The organism is Citrobacter braakii (assembly GCF_002075345.1).
Taxonomy (GTDB): domain Bacteria; phylum Pseudomonadota; class Gammaproteobacteria; order Enterobacterales; family Enterobacteriaceae; genus Citrobacter; species Citrobacter braakii.
On the sequence record NZ_NAEW01000001.1, the window covers coordinates 462,035 to 480,534 of the forward strand.

At 53.8% G+C, this 18,500-nt stretch carries 18 protein-coding genes; 10 read left to right on the forward strand and 8 right to left on the reverse strand.

Annotated features, from left to right (window positions below):
• Window positions 1–52: 52 nt before the first annotated feature.
• The 6 genes from BZK42_RS02455 to xthA all read right to left on the reverse strand — a co-directional run bounded on the left by BZK42_RS02455 (window position 53) and on the right by xthA (window position 5,789).
• Window positions 53–685 (reverse strand): ATP-binding cassette domain-containing protein, encoded by a 633-nt coding sequence (locus BZK42_RS02455; protein WP_049271258.1) that lies wholly within the window; start codon window positions 683–685, stop codon window positions 53–55.
• Window positions 685–2,220: an ABC transporter permease family protein gene (locus BZK42_RS02460; RefSeq protein ID WP_080858701.1), complete on the reverse strand. Its 1,536-nt coding sequence runs from the start codon at window positions 2,218–2,220 to the stop codon at window positions 685–687. The genes BZK42_RS02455 and BZK42_RS02460 overlap by 1 nt, the downstream gene beginning before the upstream one ends.
• A complete protein-coding gene (locus tag BZK42_RS02465; protein WP_080858702.1) occupies window positions 2,193–3,362 on the reverse strand; it encodes an ABC transporter substrate-binding protein in 1,170 nt (389 codons plus the stop codon). Before BZK42_RS02465 ends, BZK42_RS02460 begins: the two co-directional genes overlap by 28 nt.
• A gap of 33 nt (window positions 3,363–3,395) precedes the next feature.
• A complete protein-coding gene (locus tag BZK42_RS02470; protein WP_080858703.1) occupies window positions 3,396–4,106 on the reverse strand; it encodes a TVP38/TMEM64 family protein in 711 nt (236 codons plus the stop codon).
• On the reverse strand, window positions 4,103–4,759 hold the full coding sequence (locus BZK42_RS02475; protein WP_169922377.1) for a TVP38/TMEM64 family protein: 657 nt from the start codon (window positions 4,757–4,759) through the stop codon (window positions 4,103–4,105). Before BZK42_RS02475 ends, BZK42_RS02470 begins: the two co-directional genes overlap by 4 nt.
• A gap of 223 nt (window positions 4,760–4,982) precedes the next feature.
• The gene (gene xthA / locus BZK42_RS02480; RefSeq protein WP_080858704.1) at window positions 4,983–5,789 is read right to left on the reverse strand and encodes an exodeoxyribonuclease III; all 807 of its coding nucleotides are present in this window, start codon (window positions 5,787–5,789) and stop codon (window positions 4,983–4,985) included.
• A gap of 444 nt (window positions 5,790–6,233) precedes the next feature.
• On the opposite strand from xthA, the gene astC reads away from it, so the two are divergent.
• The 7 genes from astC to ves all read left to right on the forward strand — a co-directional run bounded on the left by astC (window position 6,234) and on the right by ves (window position 14,020).
• Window positions 6,234–7,454 (forward strand): succinylornithine/acetylornithine transaminase, encoded by a 1,221-nt coding sequence (gene astC / locus BZK42_RS02495; RefSeq protein ID WP_080858705.1) that lies wholly within the window; start codon window positions 6,234–6,236, stop codon window positions 7,452–7,454.
• Window positions 7,451–8,485: an arginine N-succinyltransferase gene (gene astA / locus BZK42_RS02500; protein ID WP_016152846.1), complete on the forward strand. Its 1,035-nt coding sequence runs from the start codon at window positions 7,451–7,453 to the stop codon at window positions 8,483–8,485. The genes astC and astA overlap by 4 nt, the downstream gene beginning before the upstream one ends.
• Window positions 8,482–9,960: a succinylglutamate-semialdehyde dehydrogenase gene (gene astD / locus BZK42_RS02505; protein ID WP_080858706.1), complete on the forward strand. Its 1,479-nt coding sequence runs from the start codon at window positions 8,482–8,484 to the stop codon at window positions 9,958–9,960. Before astA ends, astD begins: the two co-directional genes overlap by 4 nt.
• Window positions 9,957–11,300 (forward strand): N-succinylarginine dihydrolase, encoded by a 1,344-nt coding sequence (gene astB / locus BZK42_RS02510; protein WP_080858707.1) that lies wholly within the window; start codon window positions 9,957–9,959, stop codon window positions 11,298–11,300. Before astD ends, astB begins: the two co-directional genes overlap by 4 nt.
• Window positions 11,293–12,258, forward strand: a complete 966-nt coding sequence (gene astE, locus BZK42_RS02515; RefSeq protein ID WP_080858708.1) for a succinylglutamate desuccinylase — start codon at window positions 11,293–11,295, stop codon at window positions 12,256–12,258. The genes astB and astE overlap by 8 nt, the downstream gene beginning before the upstream one ends.
• Before the next feature lie 349 nt (window positions 12,259–12,607).
• Window positions 12,608–13,093 carry an ATP-independent periplasmic protein-refolding chaperone Spy gene (gene spy, locus BZK42_RS02520; protein ID WP_003030629.1) on the forward strand — a complete coding sequence of 162 codons (486 nt, stop codon included), beginning with the start codon at window positions 12,608–12,610 and terminating at the stop codon, window positions 13,091–13,093.
• A gap of 351 nt (window positions 13,094–13,444) precedes the next feature.
• The gene (ves, locus tag BZK42_RS02525; RefSeq protein ID WP_046275875.1) at window positions 13,445–14,020 is read left to right on the forward strand and encodes an environmental stress-induced protein Ves; all 576 of its coding nucleotides are present in this window, start codon (window positions 13,445–13,447) and stop codon (window positions 14,018–14,020) included.
• On the opposite strand, the gene cho is transcribed toward ves, so the two are convergent.
• Together cho and nadE are read right to left on the reverse strand one after the other, a co-directional pair.
• Window positions 13,980–14,840, reverse strand: coding sequence for an excinuclease Cho (cho, locus tag BZK42_RS02530; RefSeq protein WP_233616910.1), 861 nt, complete (start codon window positions 14,838–14,840; stop codon window positions 13,980–13,982). The two genes, ves and cho, sit on opposite strands and share 41 nt — an antisense overlap.
• Before the next feature lie 160 nt (window positions 14,841–15,000).
• The gene (gene nadE / locus BZK42_RS02535; RefSeq protein ID WP_046275873.1) at window positions 15,001–15,831 is read right to left on the reverse strand and encodes an ammonia-dependent NAD(+) synthetase; all 831 of its coding nucleotides are present in this window, start codon (window positions 15,829–15,831) and stop codon (window positions 15,001–15,003) included.
• 210 nt (window positions 15,832–16,041) lie between these two features.
• Here nadE and osmE point away from each other — a divergent pair, with 210 nt between their 5' ends.
• From osmE to chbC, 3 genes are all read left to right on the forward strand, one after another.
• Window positions 16,042–16,383, forward strand: coding sequence for an osmotically-inducible lipoprotein OsmE (osmE, locus tag BZK42_RS02540; RefSeq protein ID WP_003030621.1), 342 nt, complete (start codon window positions 16,042–16,044; stop codon window positions 16,381–16,383).
• A 297-nt stretch (window positions 16,384–16,680) separates the two neighbouring features.
• A complete protein-coding gene (gene chbB, locus BZK42_RS02550; protein WP_003832547.1) occupies window positions 16,681–17,001 on the forward strand; it encodes a PTS N,N'-diacetylchitobiose transporter subunit IIB in 321 nt (106 codons plus the stop codon).
• An 87-nt stretch (window positions 17,002–17,088) separates the two neighbouring features.
• Window positions 17,089–18,447, forward strand: a complete 1,359-nt coding sequence (gene chbC / locus BZK42_RS02555; protein WP_003030619.1) for a PTS N,N'-diacetylchitobiose transporter subunit IIC — start codon at window positions 17,089–17,091, stop codon at window positions 18,445–18,447.
• Window positions 18,448–18,500: the final 53 nt, after the last annotated feature.

Sequence of the window (18,500 nt, forward strand, 5' to 3'; positions counted from 1 at the left end):
CTGTGCCGCCAGTTAAGTAAAAACCTTGCGTTAACGCAGCATATCGCCACATTCACGCCCAGTTTTCCATCTGTAATACGCGACCTGCTGGCGGAACGTCCTGCGCATCGTGGGTAACCTGTACCACCGGAATACCCAGTTTACGTACCTCGGTGAAGACCCACTGGCGAAAGGTATCGCGCAGCGACGCATCCAGCCGGCTAAAGGGTTCATCGAGTAACAGCGCCTGGGGTTGTGCCAGTAGCGCGCGAAGCAGGGCGACACGCGAGCGTTGCCCGCCGGAGAGCGAAGCCGGATCGCGTGAATAAAATCCTGCCAGGCCCGCGCGTGCGAGGGCGCTTTCCACCGCATGGCGTCTGGCGGGACCTTGCACGCTGGCGGGTAAGGCCAGCAGTAAATTCTGCCCAACGCTGAAATGGTCAAACAGCAGCGCATCCTGAAACAGAATGCCAATCTGGCGCTGCGCAGTAGGCAGTGTGTCTACGCGCTGTTCGTTGAGCCACAGTTCGCCTGACGCCTGAAACTGAGGAGACAACGCCCCGATCATCCACGAAAATAACGAAGACTTACCGCTGCCGGAAGGCCCCATAATGGTGACAATGTCACTTTTATTAACCTGGAAATTAACGTCCTTCAGTAGCGCCGTCGTACCCTGGTACAACGAAACGCCTTGTACAATGAGCATTAGCGGAGTCCTTGTCGAAAGCGGCCAATCCACGCAGCGAGAAACGCCGCCAGTGCGAAAATTATAAGCGGTAACAGAAGCTGCCATAGCGCCTGGGTTGCCAGAATGGCGGTGCTGCCGCCGCTGCTTAATGCCACCGCTTCGGTGGTCAGCGTGGGATAGCGCCCGGCGCCTAACCACAGCGTCGGCATATACTGGGCGATACTGACTGAGAACCCTACCGCGAAGGCAACCAGCGCCGGGCGCGCCAGCTGCGGACATTTTACTTGCCAGAATATGCGCCCCCGGGTCCAACCCAGCGTTTGCGCAATCAAAATCAATCGTGGGTCAATGCGTCGCCACGCCGGTTTGAGCACAAACAGCATCCATGGCATCACCCACAGCAGGTGTCCCCAGACAATGGTTATCATCAGCCCATCCTGTCCGGCATATAACGCCAACAGATACTGTCCAGTTACCAGCGGCAGCGCAGGCAAAATGAGCGGTAGCCAGACCCAACGGTGTCCGGTTTGCGGACCCCATTCCAGCCAGGCAAAAAGTATCAGCAGCGCCAGCACGCTGGAGAGAAGCCCCAGTTGCAGGCTAGTGCTGAGCGCCTCGCTATTTAGCGACGAATAGCTGGCGATCAGCGCCAGAACCAGCGCGCACACCACACCGCCAAAGGGCAAAAGTTGTACCAGCGAACGTCCGATTGTACAGGATGAAAAACGCAGGCGTTCCCCGTTTACTGCGGGAATAGTGCGTTGCCAGGCGCGCCAGAGCAGATACCCCGCCAGCGCGATGATGAGTAGCAGCAGTACCAGCAGCAGGCTGGCGAGTGCTCCTTTAGCCTGTTGCTCGGCATCGCCCTGACTGAGCCATTGCCAGCTCAACACGGCAAGCGTTGGTGGGTTTCCGGGGCCAAGGACGATTGCTACATCCACTACCGAGAGCGACCAGGCGACAATCGCCAGCATGGCTTTGCCTAACGCGGGGGCGAGAGAGGGCAGAACCAGCCAGTTCAGGCATTGCAGTCGGCTGTAACCCAGCGAATCCAGGACGATAACCTGCTGCGAAAGCTGTTTTTCACTCAGCAGAGCTGAGAGGATCCATAACAAAAAGGCACTCTCTTTTACCGCCAGCGTCACGCCAAGCCCAATGCCGTAGCGGTCAGGCTGGGGGCTGAGGAACGGGAGCCATTGCCAGAGCATGCCGCCTTCGGCAAAAACCAACAGTACGCTGGTGGCGAAGGCAACGTGCGGAATCGCCAGCAGCCACGGAAGACGCGTGCACAGACGCGCCCAGCCTGCGCCGGGCCATAAGGCGAGGATCGCCAGCAGGGCGATGATCAGCGCGCCACCAGCCGCGAGGCTTACGGAAACCAGCGTTGCCAGTAACGCCTGCGGGAGTTGAGGATCGCTAAATAGCGCCAGCCAGTGTTTGGTACTCAGCGCCGGCGTTATCAGAGAAAAAGCCGCTGGTGCCAGCGGCAGGTAAACGCCCGCCATGATGGCCCAGAGTAGCAGAATTAATGTGTACCGTAGCGGCGTAGCCATTCTTGTTCCAGAGCGTTTACCCATGCAGCATGCGGTTCTGGCAGCATGGCAGGGAGCCCTTGTGGGATCCGCGCCAGCAGCGCATTACGCTGGTCGACAGGCAATTTTTGTGGATCAAGCACCGAAGGATCTCCCCAGACAGACGGGTCGGCTTTACGCAACTGCGCTTCGGGTGAAAGCAGGAAATTTGCCACGACTTTCGCTCCGGCGCTGGCACGCGCATTCGCTGGAATGGTGACAAAATGCACGTTGCCGAGCATGCCCTGTGAGAAACCAAAACTATAGCTGCTTTTGGGTAATTCACCGCTGGCCACTTTTTGCTGCGCGTGGGCAGGATTAAAGGTCATTGATAAACGCAGGGTGCCACCGTTGAGCAGCGCATCCATTCGCGCTGGCGTGGGCGGAAAATCTTTACCTTCGCGCCACAGGGCAGGATGCAAAGCATCAAGGTAATGCCACAATGGAGCGGTAACATCGGCGAATGTGGACGCATCGGGCGCTGTTTTCAGCGCCTGCGGCTTGTTGGTGAGCGAAATTAACAACTGCTCAAGAAAAGCCGTTCCGGTAAAGTCTGGCGGACGCGGATAGGTCACCGTGCCAGGGTGCGCTTGGGCAAACTCAAGCAGTACCTGCGGGGATTGCGGCGGCTGCGCGGTGAGATCGTGCCTGGCAATAAATGTAAGCTGTGCGCCGCCCCACGGTGATTCAGCCCCCTCCGTTGGAATGGAAAAGTCTTCATTCACCGGTTTCTGGGTATCAACATAGCGCCAGTTAGGCAGCGTTTGTGCCCACTGGGTCTGTAGCAGCCCGGCTTCTTTCAGCGTGCGGAAATTTTCGCCGTTCACCCACAGTAAATCGACCGAGCCACCGGTTTTTCGCCCGGATGCCGCTTCCGTCTGGATACGTTTTACGGCGTCGGCGGCATCCGCCAGGCGTACGATTTTCAGGTTAATGGCATAGTGTGTTTTCATCTCGCCGCTAACCCAGTCGAGATACTGGTTAACTGCGTTGTCGCCACCCCAGGCGTTGAACCACACCGTCTGACCGCGGGCGTCATTTTTGATTTGCTGCCAACTGGTGTCCTCGGCGAAAGCCGCCAGCGGAGAGAGCAGCAAACTCAGGCACAATAAGCAGTAACGCATAATATCTCCATTGCTAAAAATGGGGGGAAAGACTCAGGTCTTTTTCCGTTGATGCTCAAGATAAAGGCTTCTGGCCACGGCAATCACCACGCTCAGAGCGAACAGGAAGAACAGGCCGGTAACAAACCAAAATGTGCCGCCGGTTAACAGGCTACCAGCCCATGAATAGACGATAGTGGCCGGTAACTGACCGATGCCGGTGGCGATGAAGAAATGGCGAAAACGAATCGAGGTCAGGCCTGCTGCGTAGCTTACCGGGTCGAACGGCACAAAAGGTAACAGGCGACAGACAAGAATTGTGTGCTTGCCATAGCGCTCGAAAAAAGTGTCCATGTTGTTCAGCACCGTTTTTCCGGTCAGTTTTTCCACCGCGCTGCGACCTAAAACGCGGGCAATAAAAAAGCACAGCGCCGCGCCTGCCATCGCGCTGCTCCAGGACAGAACGCTGCCCCAAAATGCGCCAAACAGCGAGGCATTGGCAAAGGTGATCACAAAGGCGGGAAGCGGTGCGACGATGGCCTGTAAGATCATCAGGAAGAACGACACGACCGCCGCCTGGGTTCCGTAAGAACGAATGAAGTTCTCAAGAGCATGCTGATCGAGCGTGGTAAATGCCGCCAGACTGCCGTGAAGAAAATCACTCACGCCAGGTATCCACGCCCACGCCATCAGGGCGAGCAGCAGCAGGGCAAGCAAGCTTATACGGTAATAGCGTGTCCGCCGCGCTTTATTCATCTTGATCATTTACCCGCGTACTCGTGACCGGGCGCCGGATCGACATGTTTATGTCGCGCCCAGGCTTTGGCTGCCTGAACGAGGACGAATAGCGCCAGCCCCGCAACGCTGAGCTTACCGATAAATGCCCAGCTAATCCCTTCGCTGGCCAGTTCGTGCGACATCAGCGTATAGATAAAGATGCCGGGCAAGGTGGTTAGCGCAGATATCACGGTAAATGACCAGAACGGAATGGCCGTCAGTCCATAGGCATAGTTTTGAATGTTATAGGGGAACAGTGGCACGAGCCGGGTCAGGATCAGAAAGTCTACTCCACTATGGGCAATGCCTTTTTCGATAGCCTGAAACGTTGCCGTATGGCCAACGTATTTCAGCAGTAATTCCCGGCCAAGCCAGCGAGCCAGCATAAATGACAGCGCCGAAGCCATGGTTGCCGCCACTAACGAGATAAGCGTCCCTGTCACCGGGCCAAACAGCACACCGCCGACGATCACCAGAATGCTGCCTGGGATCAGACACAGCGCGGAAACTATAAACAACAGGATATAAAGGGTATAGCCGAACAGGCCGCTTTGGCGGATGACATCTTGTAAATGATGGAAATTGATGATCAGATCGGTCAGACCGTAATGATGGAAAACTCCCGCCAGAACGCAGAACAATACCGCAACAATTAGCAGCCGGTATTCTGCGTTATGTGAACTTCTTTTTCATGGGGGTTCTCCTGTAAAACCGAGTGCAATGTGGCGTTTTCGTCAGCGAAAAGTGCGCGCGAAGATATAATAAATTTCCGGCCGCAACAATGTATTACCGTGGCTTTATTGATTTTGCACAGAATAAACAGACTCTCCAGGCCAGGCCCGGAGAGTGAAAATACGCAGACGATCAGACGCGGAATTTAGCCCATACAGGCGCATGGTCGGACGGCTTTTCCATGCTGCGGATTTCATAGTCGATGCCTGTTTCTTCGCAGCGCTCCGCCAGCGGGTTGCTCGCCAGCAGCAGATCGATACGCAGACCACGGTTATCGTCAAAGCCTTTTGAGCGGTAATCAAACCACGAGAACCGGTCGTTCTTTTCAGGCCAGGCGTGACGGTAGGTATCTACCAGACCCCAGCCCAGCAGACGTTCCATCCACTCGCGCTCTTCTGGCAGGAAGGAACATTTGCCGGTACGCAGCCAGCGTTTACGGTTCTCTTCGCCAATACCGATATCGAGGTCGGTTGGGCTGATATTCATATCGCCCATGATCAATACCGGATTGTCGCGCTTCAGTTCAGTCTCCAGGTAGTTTTGTAGGTTCTGATAAAACGCGGCTTTAGCCGGGAACTTGGTTTCATGGTCACGGCTTTCACCCTGCGGGAAATAGCCGTTGATCACCGTGATACTGCCCAGAGGCGACGGAATTTCCGCCATGATGATACGACGCTGCGCTTCTTCGCCATCACCCGGGAAGCCACGACGCACCGCAATCGGCGTTTCTTTCGTTAATAGTGCTACGCCGTAGTGGCCTTTCTGACCGTGATAAAAGACGTTATAACCCAGCTTTGCTACCTCTTCGAGAGGGAACATATCGTCGTGGACTTTTGTCTCCTGTAAGCCAATAACATCCGGTTGGTGTTTTTCGACAATGGCTGCCAGTTGATGGGGACGGGCACGCAGGCCGTTGATATTAAAAGAGACAAATTTCATAGTCGCTGCCACTTTGCAAGATGAATAGTGCAAGGATGGTAGCAGAATTTCTGCAGGCTGACTGCTTCTTGTCACCTGATTCCAACAATGATTGCTAATGGTGTTAACGATGGAGCAAAAACTGCACCGTTTTGGCGCGTAGCGCGTCGGAATAGAGCAATAATTTCCGATAAATTTCGTATACGATCACAATTCCAGAATTATATTTGGCGACTGAATAAAATTGCGTTTTTTCCTCTGTTTAGTCATCTGGTACGCAAACATATTCACTTTATATGCACATACAGTGAATATCGTCAGGTTGTAACTCGTTGATATTCCGTCACCGCCCTCCGTTTATGCACTTTTTTCGCTGGCTGGCACGAAGCCTGCAATCTACATTTACACCGCAAACACTATATTTATTAACATATAAATAACCTTTTATTTACCGTTGAGGTCGCTATGTCTCTGTCAATTACGCGTGAAAATTTTGATGAATGGATGATGCCCGTATACGCTCCGGCCCCTTTTATTCCGGTGCGTGGCGAAGGTTCACGTCTGTGGGATCAGCAGGGTAAAGAGTATATCGATTTCGCGGGAGGCATTGCGGTTAACGCGCTGGGTCATGCACATCCGGCATTGCACGAGGCATTAAACGACCAGGCGAGCAAATTCTGGCATACGGGAAATGGCTACACCAACGAGCCGGTGCTGCGCCTGGCGAAAAAGCTGATTGATGCCACTTTTGCCGAGCGTATTTTCTTCTGTAACTCTGGCGCAGAAGCTAACGAAGCGGCATTAAAATTGGCACGTAAATATGCCCACGATCGTTTTGGTAGCCAGAAGAGCGGCATTGTGGCGTTTAAAAATGCTTTCCATGGTCGCACGCTGTTTACCGTCAGTGCCGGAGGACAGCCCGCCTATTCACAGGACTTCGCGCCACTGCCGCCGGATATCCGCCATGCCGTGTATAACGATCTCGACTCTGCCAGCCAACTGATTGATGACAACACCTGTGCGGTTATTGTGGAGCCGGTGCAGGGAGAAGGCGGCGTAGTGCCGGCAACAAACGCCTTTTTGCAGGGGTTGCGTGAATTATGCGATCGCCATAATGCGCTGTTGATTTTTGATGAAGTTCAGACCGGGGTTGGCCGTACCGGCGAACTGTATGCCTACATGCACTACGGCGTTACGCCGGACCTGCTGACGACAGCAAAAGCGCTGGGCGGTGGTTTCCCCATCGGCGCACTGCTGGCGACAGAGCGTTGCGCCAGTGTGATGACGGTCGGTACGCACGGTACAACCTATGGCGGAAACCCGCTGGCCACTGCGGTGGCGGGAAAACTGCTGGAAATTGTTAACACGCCGGAAATGCTTAACGGAGTGAAACAGCGCCACGACTGGTTTGTGGAGCGTATTAACGCCATTAACGAACGTTTTGGACTGTTTAGTGAAATTCGTGGGCTCGGACTGCTGATTGGCTGTGTGCTGAACGCGGAATTTGCCGGGAAAGCAAAACTCATCTCGCAAGAAGCGGCCGTTGCCGGAGTGATGGTGCTGATTGCTGGCGCTAATGTGGTGCGGTTTGCGCCAGCGTTAAACGTCAGCGAAGAAGAAATCGCCACCGGACTGGATCGCTTTGCGCTGGCCTGCGAACGCATTAAAGCAGGAGGTTCATCATGATGGTGATTCGTCCCATTGAACGCGCTGATATCACCGCGCTGATGCAGCTTGCCAGTAAGACCGGCGGCGGGTTGACCTCGCTACCGGCGAATGAAGCTACGCTGATGGCGCGTATCGAACGTTCGCTACAAACCTGGCGCGGTGAGTTGCCCAAAAGTGAGCAGGGATATGTGTTTGTGCTTGAAGACAGCGCCAGCGGAACCGTGGCAGGGATTTGCGCCATTGAGGTGGCGGTGGGGCTTAACGATCCCTGGTACAACTACCGGGTCGGTACACTGGTGCACGCCTCGAAAGAGCTGAACGTGTATAACGCGCTGCCGACGCTGTTTCTGAGTAACGATCACACGGGCAGTAGCGAACTTTGTTCTCTGTTTCTCGATCCGGACTGGCGTAAAGAAGGCAACGGCTATTTGTTGTCGAAGTCGCGCTTTATGTTTATGGCGGCCTTTCGTGACCGGTTCAATGAGAAGGTCGTGGCCGAGATGCGCGGCGTGATCGATGAACACGGCTACTCTCCGTTTTGGCAAAGCCTCGGCAAACGTTTTTTCTCAATGGAGTTCAGCCGGGCGGATTTTCTCTGCGGAACCGGGCAAAAAGCCTTTATTGCTGAACTGATGCCTAAGCATCCGATTTATACCCATTTCCTGTCTGACGAAGCGCAAAGCGTGATTGGTCAGGTGCATCCGCAAACGGCTCCTGCGCGGGCGGTGCTGGAGAAAGAAGGATTTCGCTACCGCAACTACGTCGATATTTTCGACGGCGGACCGACCCTGGAGTGCGATATTGACCGGGTACGGGCTATCCGTAAAAGCAGGCTGGTGGAGGTGGCTGAAGGGCAGCCTGCGCCGGGCGATTATCCTGCTTGTCTGGTTGCCAATGAAAATTATCAAAACTTCCGCGTCATGTTGGTTCGTGCCGACCCGGATACTCAGCGTCTGGTGCTGACGGCGGCGCAACTGGACGCCCTGAAATGTCACGCGGGCGACCATGTACGTTTTGTGCGTCTTTGTGCAGAGGAGAAAACAGCATGACATTATGGATAAGCGGCGACTGGGTGACGGGGCTGGGCGAGCGTCGGGTGAAAACCAATCCCGTAAGCGGTGATGTGCTGTGGCAGGGCAATGATGCCGATGCAGCCCAGGTAGCGCAGGCGTGCCGGGCCGCGCGCGCAGCCTTTGCCAGTTGGGCTAAACAGCCCTTTGGCGCACGCCAGGCCATTGTTGAAAAATTTGCCTCATTGCTGGAAAGCAATAAAGCCGAACTCACACAGATTATCGCCCGGGAAACCGGCAAACCCCGTTGGGAAGCCGCTACGGAACTGACGGCGATGATCAATAAAATTGCCATCTCCGTGAAAGCCTGGCATGCGCGTACCGGAGAGCATCACAGCGAATTACCGGATGGCGCAGCGACGTTGCGCCATCGCCCGCACGGCGTGCTGGCGGTTTTTGGCCCGTATAACTTCCCTGGCCATTTACCCAATGGTCATATTGTTCCGGCACTGCTGGCAGGCAACACATTGATTTTCAAACCCAGCGAGCTGACGCCGTGGACCGGTGAAGCCGTGACAAAGCTGTGGGAGCAGGCGGGATTGCCGCCGGGTGTGCTGAACCTGGTGCAGGGCGGTCGCGATACGGGGCAGGCGCTGAGCGGGCAGGACGATCTCGATGGCCTGCTGTTTACCGGCAGTGCCAATACTGGTTATCAACTGCATCGACAGCTATCCGGCCAGCCGGAAAAAATCCTCGCTCTGGAGATGGGGGGCAACAACCCGCTGATTATTGAGAACCCGGAAGATATTGATGCCGCAGTGCATCTGACTATTCAGTCCGCGTTTGTCACCGCCGGACAGCGTTGTACCTGCGCCCGTCGCCTGTTAGTTAAAAAAGGCGCGCAGGGGGATGCGTTCCTGACGCGCCTGGTGGACGTCAGCCAGCGTTTAATGCCCGGCAACTGGGACGCAGAACCGCAGCCATTTATTGGCGGGCTGATTTCCGAACAGGCCGCGCGGCATGTCTATGATGCCTGGCAGCGTCTGGAATCGTTAGGGGGCCGGACGCTGTTAGCGCCACGTCTGGTGCAAGCCGGAACGTCACTGCTCACCCCAGGGATCATCGAACTGACCGGGGCGGCGAACGTACCCGATGAAGAGGTCTTTGGACCGCTGCTTGGCGTCTGGCGTTATGACAGCTTTGATGACGCAATTCGTATGGCGAACAACACCCGCTTTGGATTGTCGTGTGGGTTGGTTTCCCCCGATCGCAGCCAGTTTGATCAACTGCTGCTCGAGGCGCGGGCCGGGATCGTCAACTGGAATAAGCCGTTAACCGGCGCGGCGAGTACAGCGCCGTTTGGCGGCGTTGGCGCTTCCGGGAACCATCGCGCCAGCGCGTGGTATGCCGCAGATTATTGCGCCTGGCCGATGGCAAGTCTGGAATCACCGGCCTTAACGCTGCCAACGACGCTTAGCCCCGGCCTGGATTTTTCTCGCGAGGATAAGTTATGAAAGCCCGTGAGGTAAATTTTGATGGTCTGGTGGGGCTGACCCACCACTATGCGGGGCTGTCATTTGGTAATGAGGCCTCAACCAAACATCGTTTTCAGGTATCGAACCCGCGTCTGGCGGCGAAGCAGGGTCTGCTAAAGATGAAAGCGCTGGCGGATGCGGGATTTCCCCAGGCGGTGATCCCGCCTCATGAGCGGCCGTATATTCCGGTGCTGCGTCAGTTGGGCTTTACCGGCCGCGACGAACAGATACTGGAGAACGTGGCGCGTCAGGCGCCTCACTGGCTCTCCAGCGCCAGCTCCGCATCGTCTATGTGGGTGGCGAATGCGGCAACGGTCTGCCCTTCAGCCGATGCGCTGGACGGGAAAGTGCATCTGACGGTGGCGAATCTGAATAATAAGTTTCACCGTTCGCTGGAAGCGCCGACCACCGAAGCGTTGCTACGGGCGATTTTCCGTGATGAGAATAGTTTTACGGTCCACGGTGCGTTACCCCAGGTTGCGCTATTCGGTGATGAAGGTGCGGCAAACCATAACCGCCTCGGCGGGGATTACGGCGACCCTGGCGTACAGCTGTTTGTTTACGGTCGTGAAGAAGGGAATGCATCCCATCCGAAGCGCTATCCGGCGAGGCAATCCCGTGAGGCCAGCGAGGCGGTCGCCCGACTGAATCAGGTTAACCCGCATCAGCGCATTTTTGCCCAGCAAAACCCGGACGTTATCGATCTTGGCGTGTTTCATAACGATGTGATTGCGGTGTCGAATCGCCAGGTACTGTTTTGTCATCAGCTGGCGTTTGCCAGACAGCAGGCGTTGTTCGAGCAGTTACGCAGTCAGGTGGCAGGTTTTACCCCGCTGGAAGTCCCTGCTGCGGAAGTGTCGGTGCAGGATGCGGTGACTACCTATCTGTTTAACAGCCAGTTACTGAGCCGTGATGACGGTTCGATGATGCTGGTCCTGCCGCAGGAGTGTCGGGAGCATGCGGGCGTGTGGCGGTATTTGAACCGTCTGCTCGAGGAAGACAATCCGATCGATGACCTGCAGGTATTCGATCTGCGTGAAAGTATGTCCAACGGCGGCGGTCCGGCATGTCTGCGCCTGAGAGTGGTGCTTACTCCACAGGAGCTGCAGGCCGTAAATCCGGCGGTTATCATGAACGATAATCTGTTTAACACGCTGAATAATTGGATCGACCGTTACTATCGCGATCGTCTTACCGCCGCCGACCTTGCCGACCCGCAGCTGTTGCGTGAGGGGCGTGAAGCGCTGGATACGTTGACGCAATTGCTCAACCTCGGCTCTGTGTATCCCTTCCAGCAGGAGAGGACCAGCCATGGATAATTTTCTGGCCCAGACGCTGGCAGGGATAACCCCCGAGACAACCGAGGGCACAGCTCGCGGCTTTTCCTGGCAGTGGATTGGTCACGGAATTCTGGAGCTGACGCCGGTCACTCCGGCGGAATATTCGCTGGTGCTGTCTGCGGGGATCCACGGCAATGAAACGGCCCCGGTAGAGATACTTGATTCAATTCTCTCCAGGCTGTTTAGCGGTGAACTAACGCTCACATGGCGGCTGCTGGTGATTCTGGGGAACCCGCAGGCGCTGGCGGCGGGACAACGTTATTGTCATAGCGACCTGAACCGTATGTTTGGCGGCCGTTGGCAGATTTTTGCCGCGAGTGAAGAAACGCACCGAGCCCATCAGCTTGAGCTGTGTCTGGAGGATTTTTATTCGCGGGCGAAAGAGCCAGTCCGCTGGCATCTGGATCTGCACACCGCGATTCGCGGCTCGCAGCATCTGCGCTTTGGCGTGTTGCCACAACGCAACGTTGCCTGGGACGAAGATTTTTTGGGATGGCTGGGAGAGGCAGGGCTGGAGGCGCTGGTTTTCCATCAGACACCTGGCGGCACGTTCACCCATTTTAGCGCTGAACATTTTGGCGCGCTGGCCTGCACGCTGGAACTGGGTAAAGCGCTGCCGTTTGGACAAAACGATCTGACTCAGTTTGCGCAGACGGCAGATGCGCTGGCGAAGCTGCTAAAGGGCGAGCGAATGTCACTGGGAGAAACATCTCCGCTGCGTTACCGCGTGGTGTCGCAAATCACGCGGCGTAGCGACGATTTCATTCTTCACATGGATAACCAGACGCTCAACTTTACCCCTTTTACAGAGGGCACCTTGCTGGCGCAGGACGGTGATGAACGTTTTACCGTCACCCATGATGTTGAATACGTTCTTTTTCCAAATCCAAACGTGGCCTGTGGTTTACGCGCCGGATTGATGCTCGAAAAATTGTGACAAATATATATGCCCTTTTGGTTTATCCCTAAGGGCTTATTTTTACGTGCTGTTTTTATTTATTACAGATTATTCCTGGTGAATTGCTTTCTTAATAATCAGGGATGAGGTATAGTTCTTCATAATCCCTTCAAAATCATCCTGTTGTAATTTTTTATTGCAACTCTGCGCAATTTATTCTTTTTTTCTCCATAATTGATGAAAGTTTGTTTTTTACACTTTCATTGTTTTACCGTTGCTCTGATTAATTGACGCTTAAGCCGGTAAAGTTAATCTCGTCAACACGACATCACATTGCATAAGAGTCGCATGAGTGTCGTCAAAATAACTGAAAGAAAGGATAGAAATTATGCGTAAACTGACTGCTCTGTTTGTTGCCTCTACCCTGGCGCTGGGCGCTGCTAACCTGGCCCACGCCGCTGACACGACAACAGCTGCGCCAGCTGATGCCAAACCAATGATGCACCACAACGGTAAGTTTGCCCCGCATCATGACATGATGTTTAAAGACCTGAACCTGACCGATGCGCAGAAACAGCAGATTCGCGAGATCATGAAAGGTCAGCGCGATCAGATGAAACGTCCGCCGCTGGAAGAGCGCCGCGCAATGCACGACATCATCGCCAGCGATAGCTTCGATAAAGCGAAAGCGGAAGCGCAGATTGCGAAGATGGAAGAACAGCGCAAAGCCAACATGCTGGCGCACATGGAAACTCAGAACAAGATTTACAACATTCTGACCCCGGAACAGAAAAAGCAGTTTAATGCCAATTTTGAGAAGCGTCTGACAGAACGTGCCGCGCAGAAGGGTAAAATGCCGCAAGCTGCTGAGTAATCTTTCAGCGTCTACACTATATCATTCACGCTGTGTGGGCTGATTGCCGCACAGTGTGAAACCAAACTCAAGACCGCCGCTCTTGTCCACAACACGTTTAACGAGGTGGGCAGGATCGGCGGTTTTTTCTTTGCTGCCTCTTGCACCGCGCTTGTGACACGTTATTCTCCTGAAGCCCGCGAAAATTCCACCTGGAGGGCGCGTTGTTCTTTTTTGCAAAACACCGGGTTCATCGCTAAGGCAAATCAACTCTGCTGCCGATAACAATAATCTGCAGGGTGAACATAACAATGATGAATTATGGCTGCCTGTTTACGGTGGGCTGCCGTGCTGCGCCTTTCTGGAGGGATGATGGAATACTTTGATATCCGCAAAATGCCGGTCAATCTGTGGCGAAATGGTGCGGGAGAAACGCGTGAGATTTGCTGTTTTCCGCCAGCAACACGAGATTTTCACTGGCGGGCGAGTATCGCCTCCATCGCAGCGAATGGAGAGTTTTCTCTTTTTCCCGGCGTAGAACGCGTGATTACTCTGCTGGAAGGCGGAGAAGTGACGCTGGAAGAGTCGAACACCTTCACGCATACCCTGAAACAGCATCAGCCTTTTACCTTTGCCGGTGACAAGGTGGTAAAAGCGAAGCTGACGGAAGGGCAGATGTCGATGGATTTTAATATCATGACCCGACGGGATGTCTGCCAGGCAAAAGTCAGAGTTGCCGATCGCACCTTTACGACCTTTGGTTCGCGCGGCGGCGTGGTGTTTGTTATCAGCGGAGCCTGGCAACTGGGTGATAAGTTGTTGACCGTCGATCAGGGTGCAAGCTGGCACGACGGTAAACACACGTTACGACTGCTGGAGCGCGAGGGGAAACTGCTGTTCAGCGAGATTAACTGGATGCCGGGGCATTCTCCGGACTCAGTTCAATAATGTCATATTGACCAGACAGAATAGGCCGGCAGAGAATTTTGTAGCCATCTTGATCAAAGCCGGCCGGCATTCGCGCCAGTGTAGCTGCCTCATCCAGCGTTGAAACGGCTCCCAGCCACAGCCAGTTATTGATGATATGGTACTGCGTCATTTCAGCGCGGGTTTCCTGCAGCGCAATGGCATTGCTCCACGGCCAGCAGATTACGCGCACTCTTTCCAGGGCTTCTACCAGACGCAAATGATGCGCTTCAGGGCTTTCTTTCCCACAGCAGGCTCCGGCGCAGCGTTTAAGCGCGGAGCGAAAACAGGCGCGCCCGTGGCTGAGGGGTTCCAGTCCCAACAGGCCGTAGCACAGCTGTTGTTCATCGGCGAGGCTTTGCAGCGTCTGTAGCGCTGCGCGGCGGTTGGCAAACAGGCCAAACAGATTGGGGGCGTGGGAGAAATCAATATCTCGTGCGTAAACCACCTGAACCGTTCGGTCGGTAAGCTGCAAGGCACACAGCTGGCGATTGCGTCGCAGCCGTTTGTTAAACAGGGGCTGCTGTTCTTTGATAAGCCGCGCTTCCAGCAGCAGGGCGCCAATTTCTCCGGCCGTACAAATCCAGCTAATGCGCCTGGCCTGACGCAGCATACTCGCTTCGTCTGCGGTACGCAGATGCGCCAGCACACGGCTGCGAATATTGACACTTTTACCAATATAAAGCGGCATGGTGTCGCTATCACTGTGAAACAGATAGACGCCTGGCGCGGTGGGAAGCGCACTCAAAAACGGGCGCAGGTGCTCGGGATATTCATAGATTGCCGCTGCCTCAAATGTCATACGAGGGGCTGATTGACGCTGTACCACTGTTGACTCCAGATGCTGGTTATTCATCCAGTGTAGCAGTTTGAGGGCGATTAAAAAAGCGGCATGAGATTCAGCAGGCTAATGCCAGATAGGGCCAATCCTGGCGCTACCCGGCATTTTGAAGGGAAAAGGATTACGCTTTTTTCCAGAAATCATCAAACACGGTGATCGGTGTGCGACGTTTATGCTCAGTTTTCACGTACCAGCCTTCAATTTTTTTTGCGACGTCGGCATCCAGCGTTTTTCCTTCCAGATAGTCGTCGATGTTGTCGTAAGTGACGCCCAGTGCGGCTTCATCCGGCAGAGAAGGGCGATCGTCCTCGAGGTCAGCAGTTGGTGCTTTCTTATATAAGTGCTCCGGGCACCCCAGCGCGGCGAGCAGTTGTTTGCCCTGGCGCTTGTTCAGACGAAATAGTGGGTTAATGTCGGTACCGCCATCGCCGTACTTAGTGAAAAATCCGGTGATGGCTTCTGCAGCATGATCGGTACCCACGACAACCCCGCTGGTCATGCCGGCGATACTGTATTGTGCCTTCATACGTTCACGGGCTTTTTCATTGCCACGCACAAAATCGCTCAGTTCAATACCCGCTTCACGCAGGGCCTGCTCGCTGGCCAGCACCGCGCCCTTAATATTGACGGTCAGTACGCGGTCCGGTTGAATAAAGGCGATGGCATCCTGGCAGTCCTGCTCATCGGCCTGAACGCCATACGGTAGGCGTACGGCAATAAACTGCAGTGCGTCATTACCCGTTTCTTTTCGCAGCTCGGTGATCGCCATCTGGCACAGTTTTCCCGCGAGCGTTGAGTCCTGTCCGCCGCTAATTCCCAACACCAGCGATTTCAGAAAGGGGTAGGTCTGCAGATACGATTTCAGGAAATCCACGCTGCGGCGAATTTCTTCTTCTGCATTGATGTGCGGTTTTGCGCCAAGCGCCTGGATTATCTCTTGCTGCAGAGTCATTTAACCCCCTCCGAAAAATAAAATGATCAAAAAAATGATGTGTTAAAGCTAACGCGTTGAGGCCCAAACGACAAGGGATGCGAGCCTGATATAGCATCATTTTGTTTTAATAGAATTTTCCGAAACCACCTAAGTATCCTCTGATTGCTTGAAAAATGCGTTGTTGTGCTCCAGGCTTATATAACACGCTGAAATACAAGAGGACGGAATATGAACAAGAATCTAACAGGAATTCTGAGCGCAGCGGCTGTTTTGACTATGCTGGCAGGGTGTACGGCCTACGATCGTACGAAAGACCAATTTGTTCAGCCCGTGGTGAAAGATGTGAAGAAAGGGATGAGCCGGGCGCAGGTAGCGCAGATTGCCGGTAAACCGTCTTCCGAAGTCAGTATGATCCATGCGCGTGGGACGTGTCAGACCTACATCCTGGGTCAACGAGATGGTAAAGCTGAGACCTATTTTGTTGCTTTAGATGACACCGGACACGTGATTAACTCTGGCTACCAGACCTGCGCAGAGTACGACACCGACCCGCAGGCAGCGAAGAAGTAACAACTGTTTATTGCCTGAGCACTCGGGAAAACCGGCCACTGCGCCGGTTTTTTTATGTCACACGATCTTAATTATTGACGCGAATTATTTGCCTGAAGTGTGAGGGTGGTCATAACGCCAGGTCAAGGAGAGACAATTTAGTTGGTCAAGGAAATACCATCCGCCGGTGCAATCCCGTATACTCATTTCAGCCACCTAAAAAAGTAATTTAGCTGACGCAAGTTACCCAGAGCATGGATGCAGGTTAGGGCTTGCGGAGTGTCTGGTGACAGATAATCGCACATGAGGATCGTTTTAATGGAAAAGAAACACATTTATCTGTTTTGTTCTGCGGGCATGTCGACTTCATTGTTGGTTTCGAAGATGCGTGCTCAGGCCGAAAAATACGAAGTACCGGTTATTATTGAAGCGTTTCCTGAAACGCTGGCCGGAGAAAAAGGTCCAGTGGCCGATGTTGTATTATTAGGTCCACAAATTGCTTATATGTTGCCCGAAATTCAGCGTTTGTTACCCAACAAGCCTGTGGAAGTGATTGACTCGCTGCTGTATGGCAAAGTCGATGGTTTAGGCGTGCTTAAGGCTGCGGTTGCAGCAATTAAAAAAGCCGCAGCAAATTAATTATTTTATTTTAATTTTTCCCGTCAAAGAGTTATTTCATTAACATTCACCGCAATTATTAATTGCGGTATTTAAGGGTATTTTTCTATGAGTAACGCTATTGCTTCACTTGAAAAGGTACTCCTTCCTTTTGCTGTAAAAATTGGAAAGCAGCCACACGTTAATGCAATCAAAAACGGTTTTATTCGTTTAATGCCGTTAACCCTCGCAGGGGCCATGTTTGTATTAATCAATAACGTTTTCCTGAGCTTTGGGGAGGGGTCGTTTTTTTATTCAATGGGCATTCGACTTGATGCTTCAACTATTGAAACGCTGAATAGTTTGAAAGGCATTGGTGGAAACGTCTATAACGGTACGCTGGGTATCATGTCATTGATGGCGCCGTTCTTTATCGGTATGGCGCTGGCAGAAGAACGCAAAGTCGACTCTCTGGCTGCCGGGCTGTTATCCGTCGCCGCGTTTATGACCGTAACGCCATATAGCGTGGGTGAAGCCTATGCCGTTGGCGCGAACTGGCTCGGCGGTGCCAATATTATTTCCGGTATTATTATCGGCCTCGCGGTCGCGGAAATGTTCACCTTTGTGGTCCGTCGCAATTGGGTGATTAAATTACCTGATAGCGTACCGACATCCGTGTCGCGCTCTTTCTCTGCGCTGATTCCTGGCTTCCTTATCCTCTCCATTATGGGGATCATCGCCTGGGCATTGAACACCTGGGGTACGAACTTCCACCAGATCATCATGGATTCCATTTCAACTCCGCTGGCATCGCTGGGCAGCGTGGTGGGTTGGGCCTACGTGATTTTTGTTCCGCTGCTGTGGTTCTTCGGTATTCACGGTTCACTGGCGCTGACCGCGCTGGACAGCGGTATCATGACGCCATGGGCGCTGGAAAACATCTCCATTTACCAACAGTTTGGTTCCGTAGACGCCGCGCTGGAAGCTGGAAAGACCTTCCACGTCTGGGCGAAACCGATGCTCGACTCCTATATTTTCCTCGGGGGTAGCGGGGCTACGCTGGGTCTGATTATCGCTATCTTCCTGGCATCGCGTCGTCCGGATTATCGTCAGGTTGCTAAACTGGCACTGCCGTCAGGCCTGTTCCAGATTAACGAACCTATCCTGTTCGGTCTGCCGATCATCATGAACCCGGTGATGTTTATCCCGTTCATTCTGGTGCAACCGATTCTGGCGGCGATTACGCTGGCAGCTTATTACTCCGGCATTATTCCACCGATTACCAACATCGCACCGTGGACCATGCCAACCGGTTTGGGCGCGTTCTTTAACACCAACGGTAGCGTCGCAGCTCTGCTGGTTGCGCTGTTCAACCTTGGTATCGCCACGCTGGTTTATCTGCCGTTCGTGGTGGTAGCCAACAAAGCGCAGAACGTTATTGATCAAGAAGAAAGCGAAGAAGATATCGCTAACGCATTGAAATTCTAAAATTTAATCCGGCATGGCTTCACGGTCATGCCGGACTGAACCAGAGGAAAAAA

What these genes read in the sequence shown, in the direction of transcription:
- BZK42_RS02455 (WP_049271258.1), bottom strand. Translation starts at nt 685, where the DNA reads ATGCTCATTGTACAAGGCGTTTCGTTGTACCAGGGTACGACGGCGCTA.
- BZK42_RS02460 (WP_080858701.1), bottom strand. Translation starts at nt 2,220, where the DNA reads ATGGCTACGCCGCTACGGTACACATTAATTCTGCTACTCTGGGCCATC.
- BZK42_RS02465 (WP_080858702.1), bottom strand. Translation starts at nt 3,362, where the DNA reads ATGCGTTACTGCTTATTGTGCCTGAGTTTGCTGCTCTCTCCGCTGGCG.
- BZK42_RS02470 (WP_080858703.1), bottom strand. Translation starts at nt 4,106, where the DNA reads ATGATCAAGATGAATAAAGCGCGGCGGACACGCTATTACCGTATAAGC.
- xthA (WP_080858704.1), bottom strand. Translation starts at nt 5,789, where the DNA reads ATGAAATTTGTCTCTTTTAATATCAACGGCCTGCGTGCCCGTCCCCAT.
- astC (WP_080858705.1), top strand. Translation starts at nt 6,234, where the DNA reads ATGTCTCTGTCAATTACGCGTGAAAATTTTGATGAATGGATGATGCCC.
- astA (WP_016152846.1), top strand. Translation starts at nt 7,451, where the DNA reads ATGATGGTGATTCGTCCCATTGAACGCGCTGATATCACCGCGCTGATG.
- astD (WP_080858706.1), top strand. Translation starts at nt 8,482, where the DNA reads ATGACATTATGGATAAGCGGCGACTGGGTGACGGGGCTGGGCGAGCGT.
- astB (WP_080858707.1), top strand. Translation starts at nt 9,957, where the DNA reads ATGAAAGCCCGTGAGGTAAATTTTGATGGTCTGGTGGGGCTGACCCAC.
- astE (WP_080858708.1), top strand. Translation starts at nt 11,293, where the DNA reads ATGGATAATTTTCTGGCCCAGACGCTGGCAGGGATAACCCCCGAGACA.
- spy (WP_003030629.1), top strand. Translation starts at nt 12,608, where the DNA reads ATGCGTAAACTGACTGCTCTGTTTGTTGCCTCTACCCTGGCGCTGGGC.
- ves (WP_046275875.1), top strand. Translation starts at nt 13,445, where the DNA reads ATGGAATACTTTGATATCCGCAAAATGCCGGTCAATCTGTGGCGAAAT.
- cho (WP_233616910.1), bottom strand. Translation starts at nt 14,840, where the DNA reads ATGACATTTGAGGCAGCGGCAATCTATGAATATCCCGAGCACCTGCGC.
- nadE (WP_046275873.1), bottom strand. Translation starts at nt 15,831, where the DNA reads ATGACTCTGCAGCAAGAGATAATCCAGGCGCTTGGCGCAAAACCGCAC.
- osmE (WP_003030621.1), top strand. Translation starts at nt 16,042, where the DNA reads ATGAACAAGAATCTAACAGGAATTCTGAGCGCAGCGGCTGTTTTGACT.
- chbB (WP_003832547.1), top strand. Translation starts at nt 16,681, where the DNA reads ATGGAAAAGAAACACATTTATCTGTTTTGTTCTGCGGGCATGTCGACT.
- chbC (WP_003030619.1), top strand. Translation starts at nt 17,089, where the DNA reads ATGAGTAACGCTATTGCTTCACTTGAAAAGGTACTCCTTCCTTTTGCT.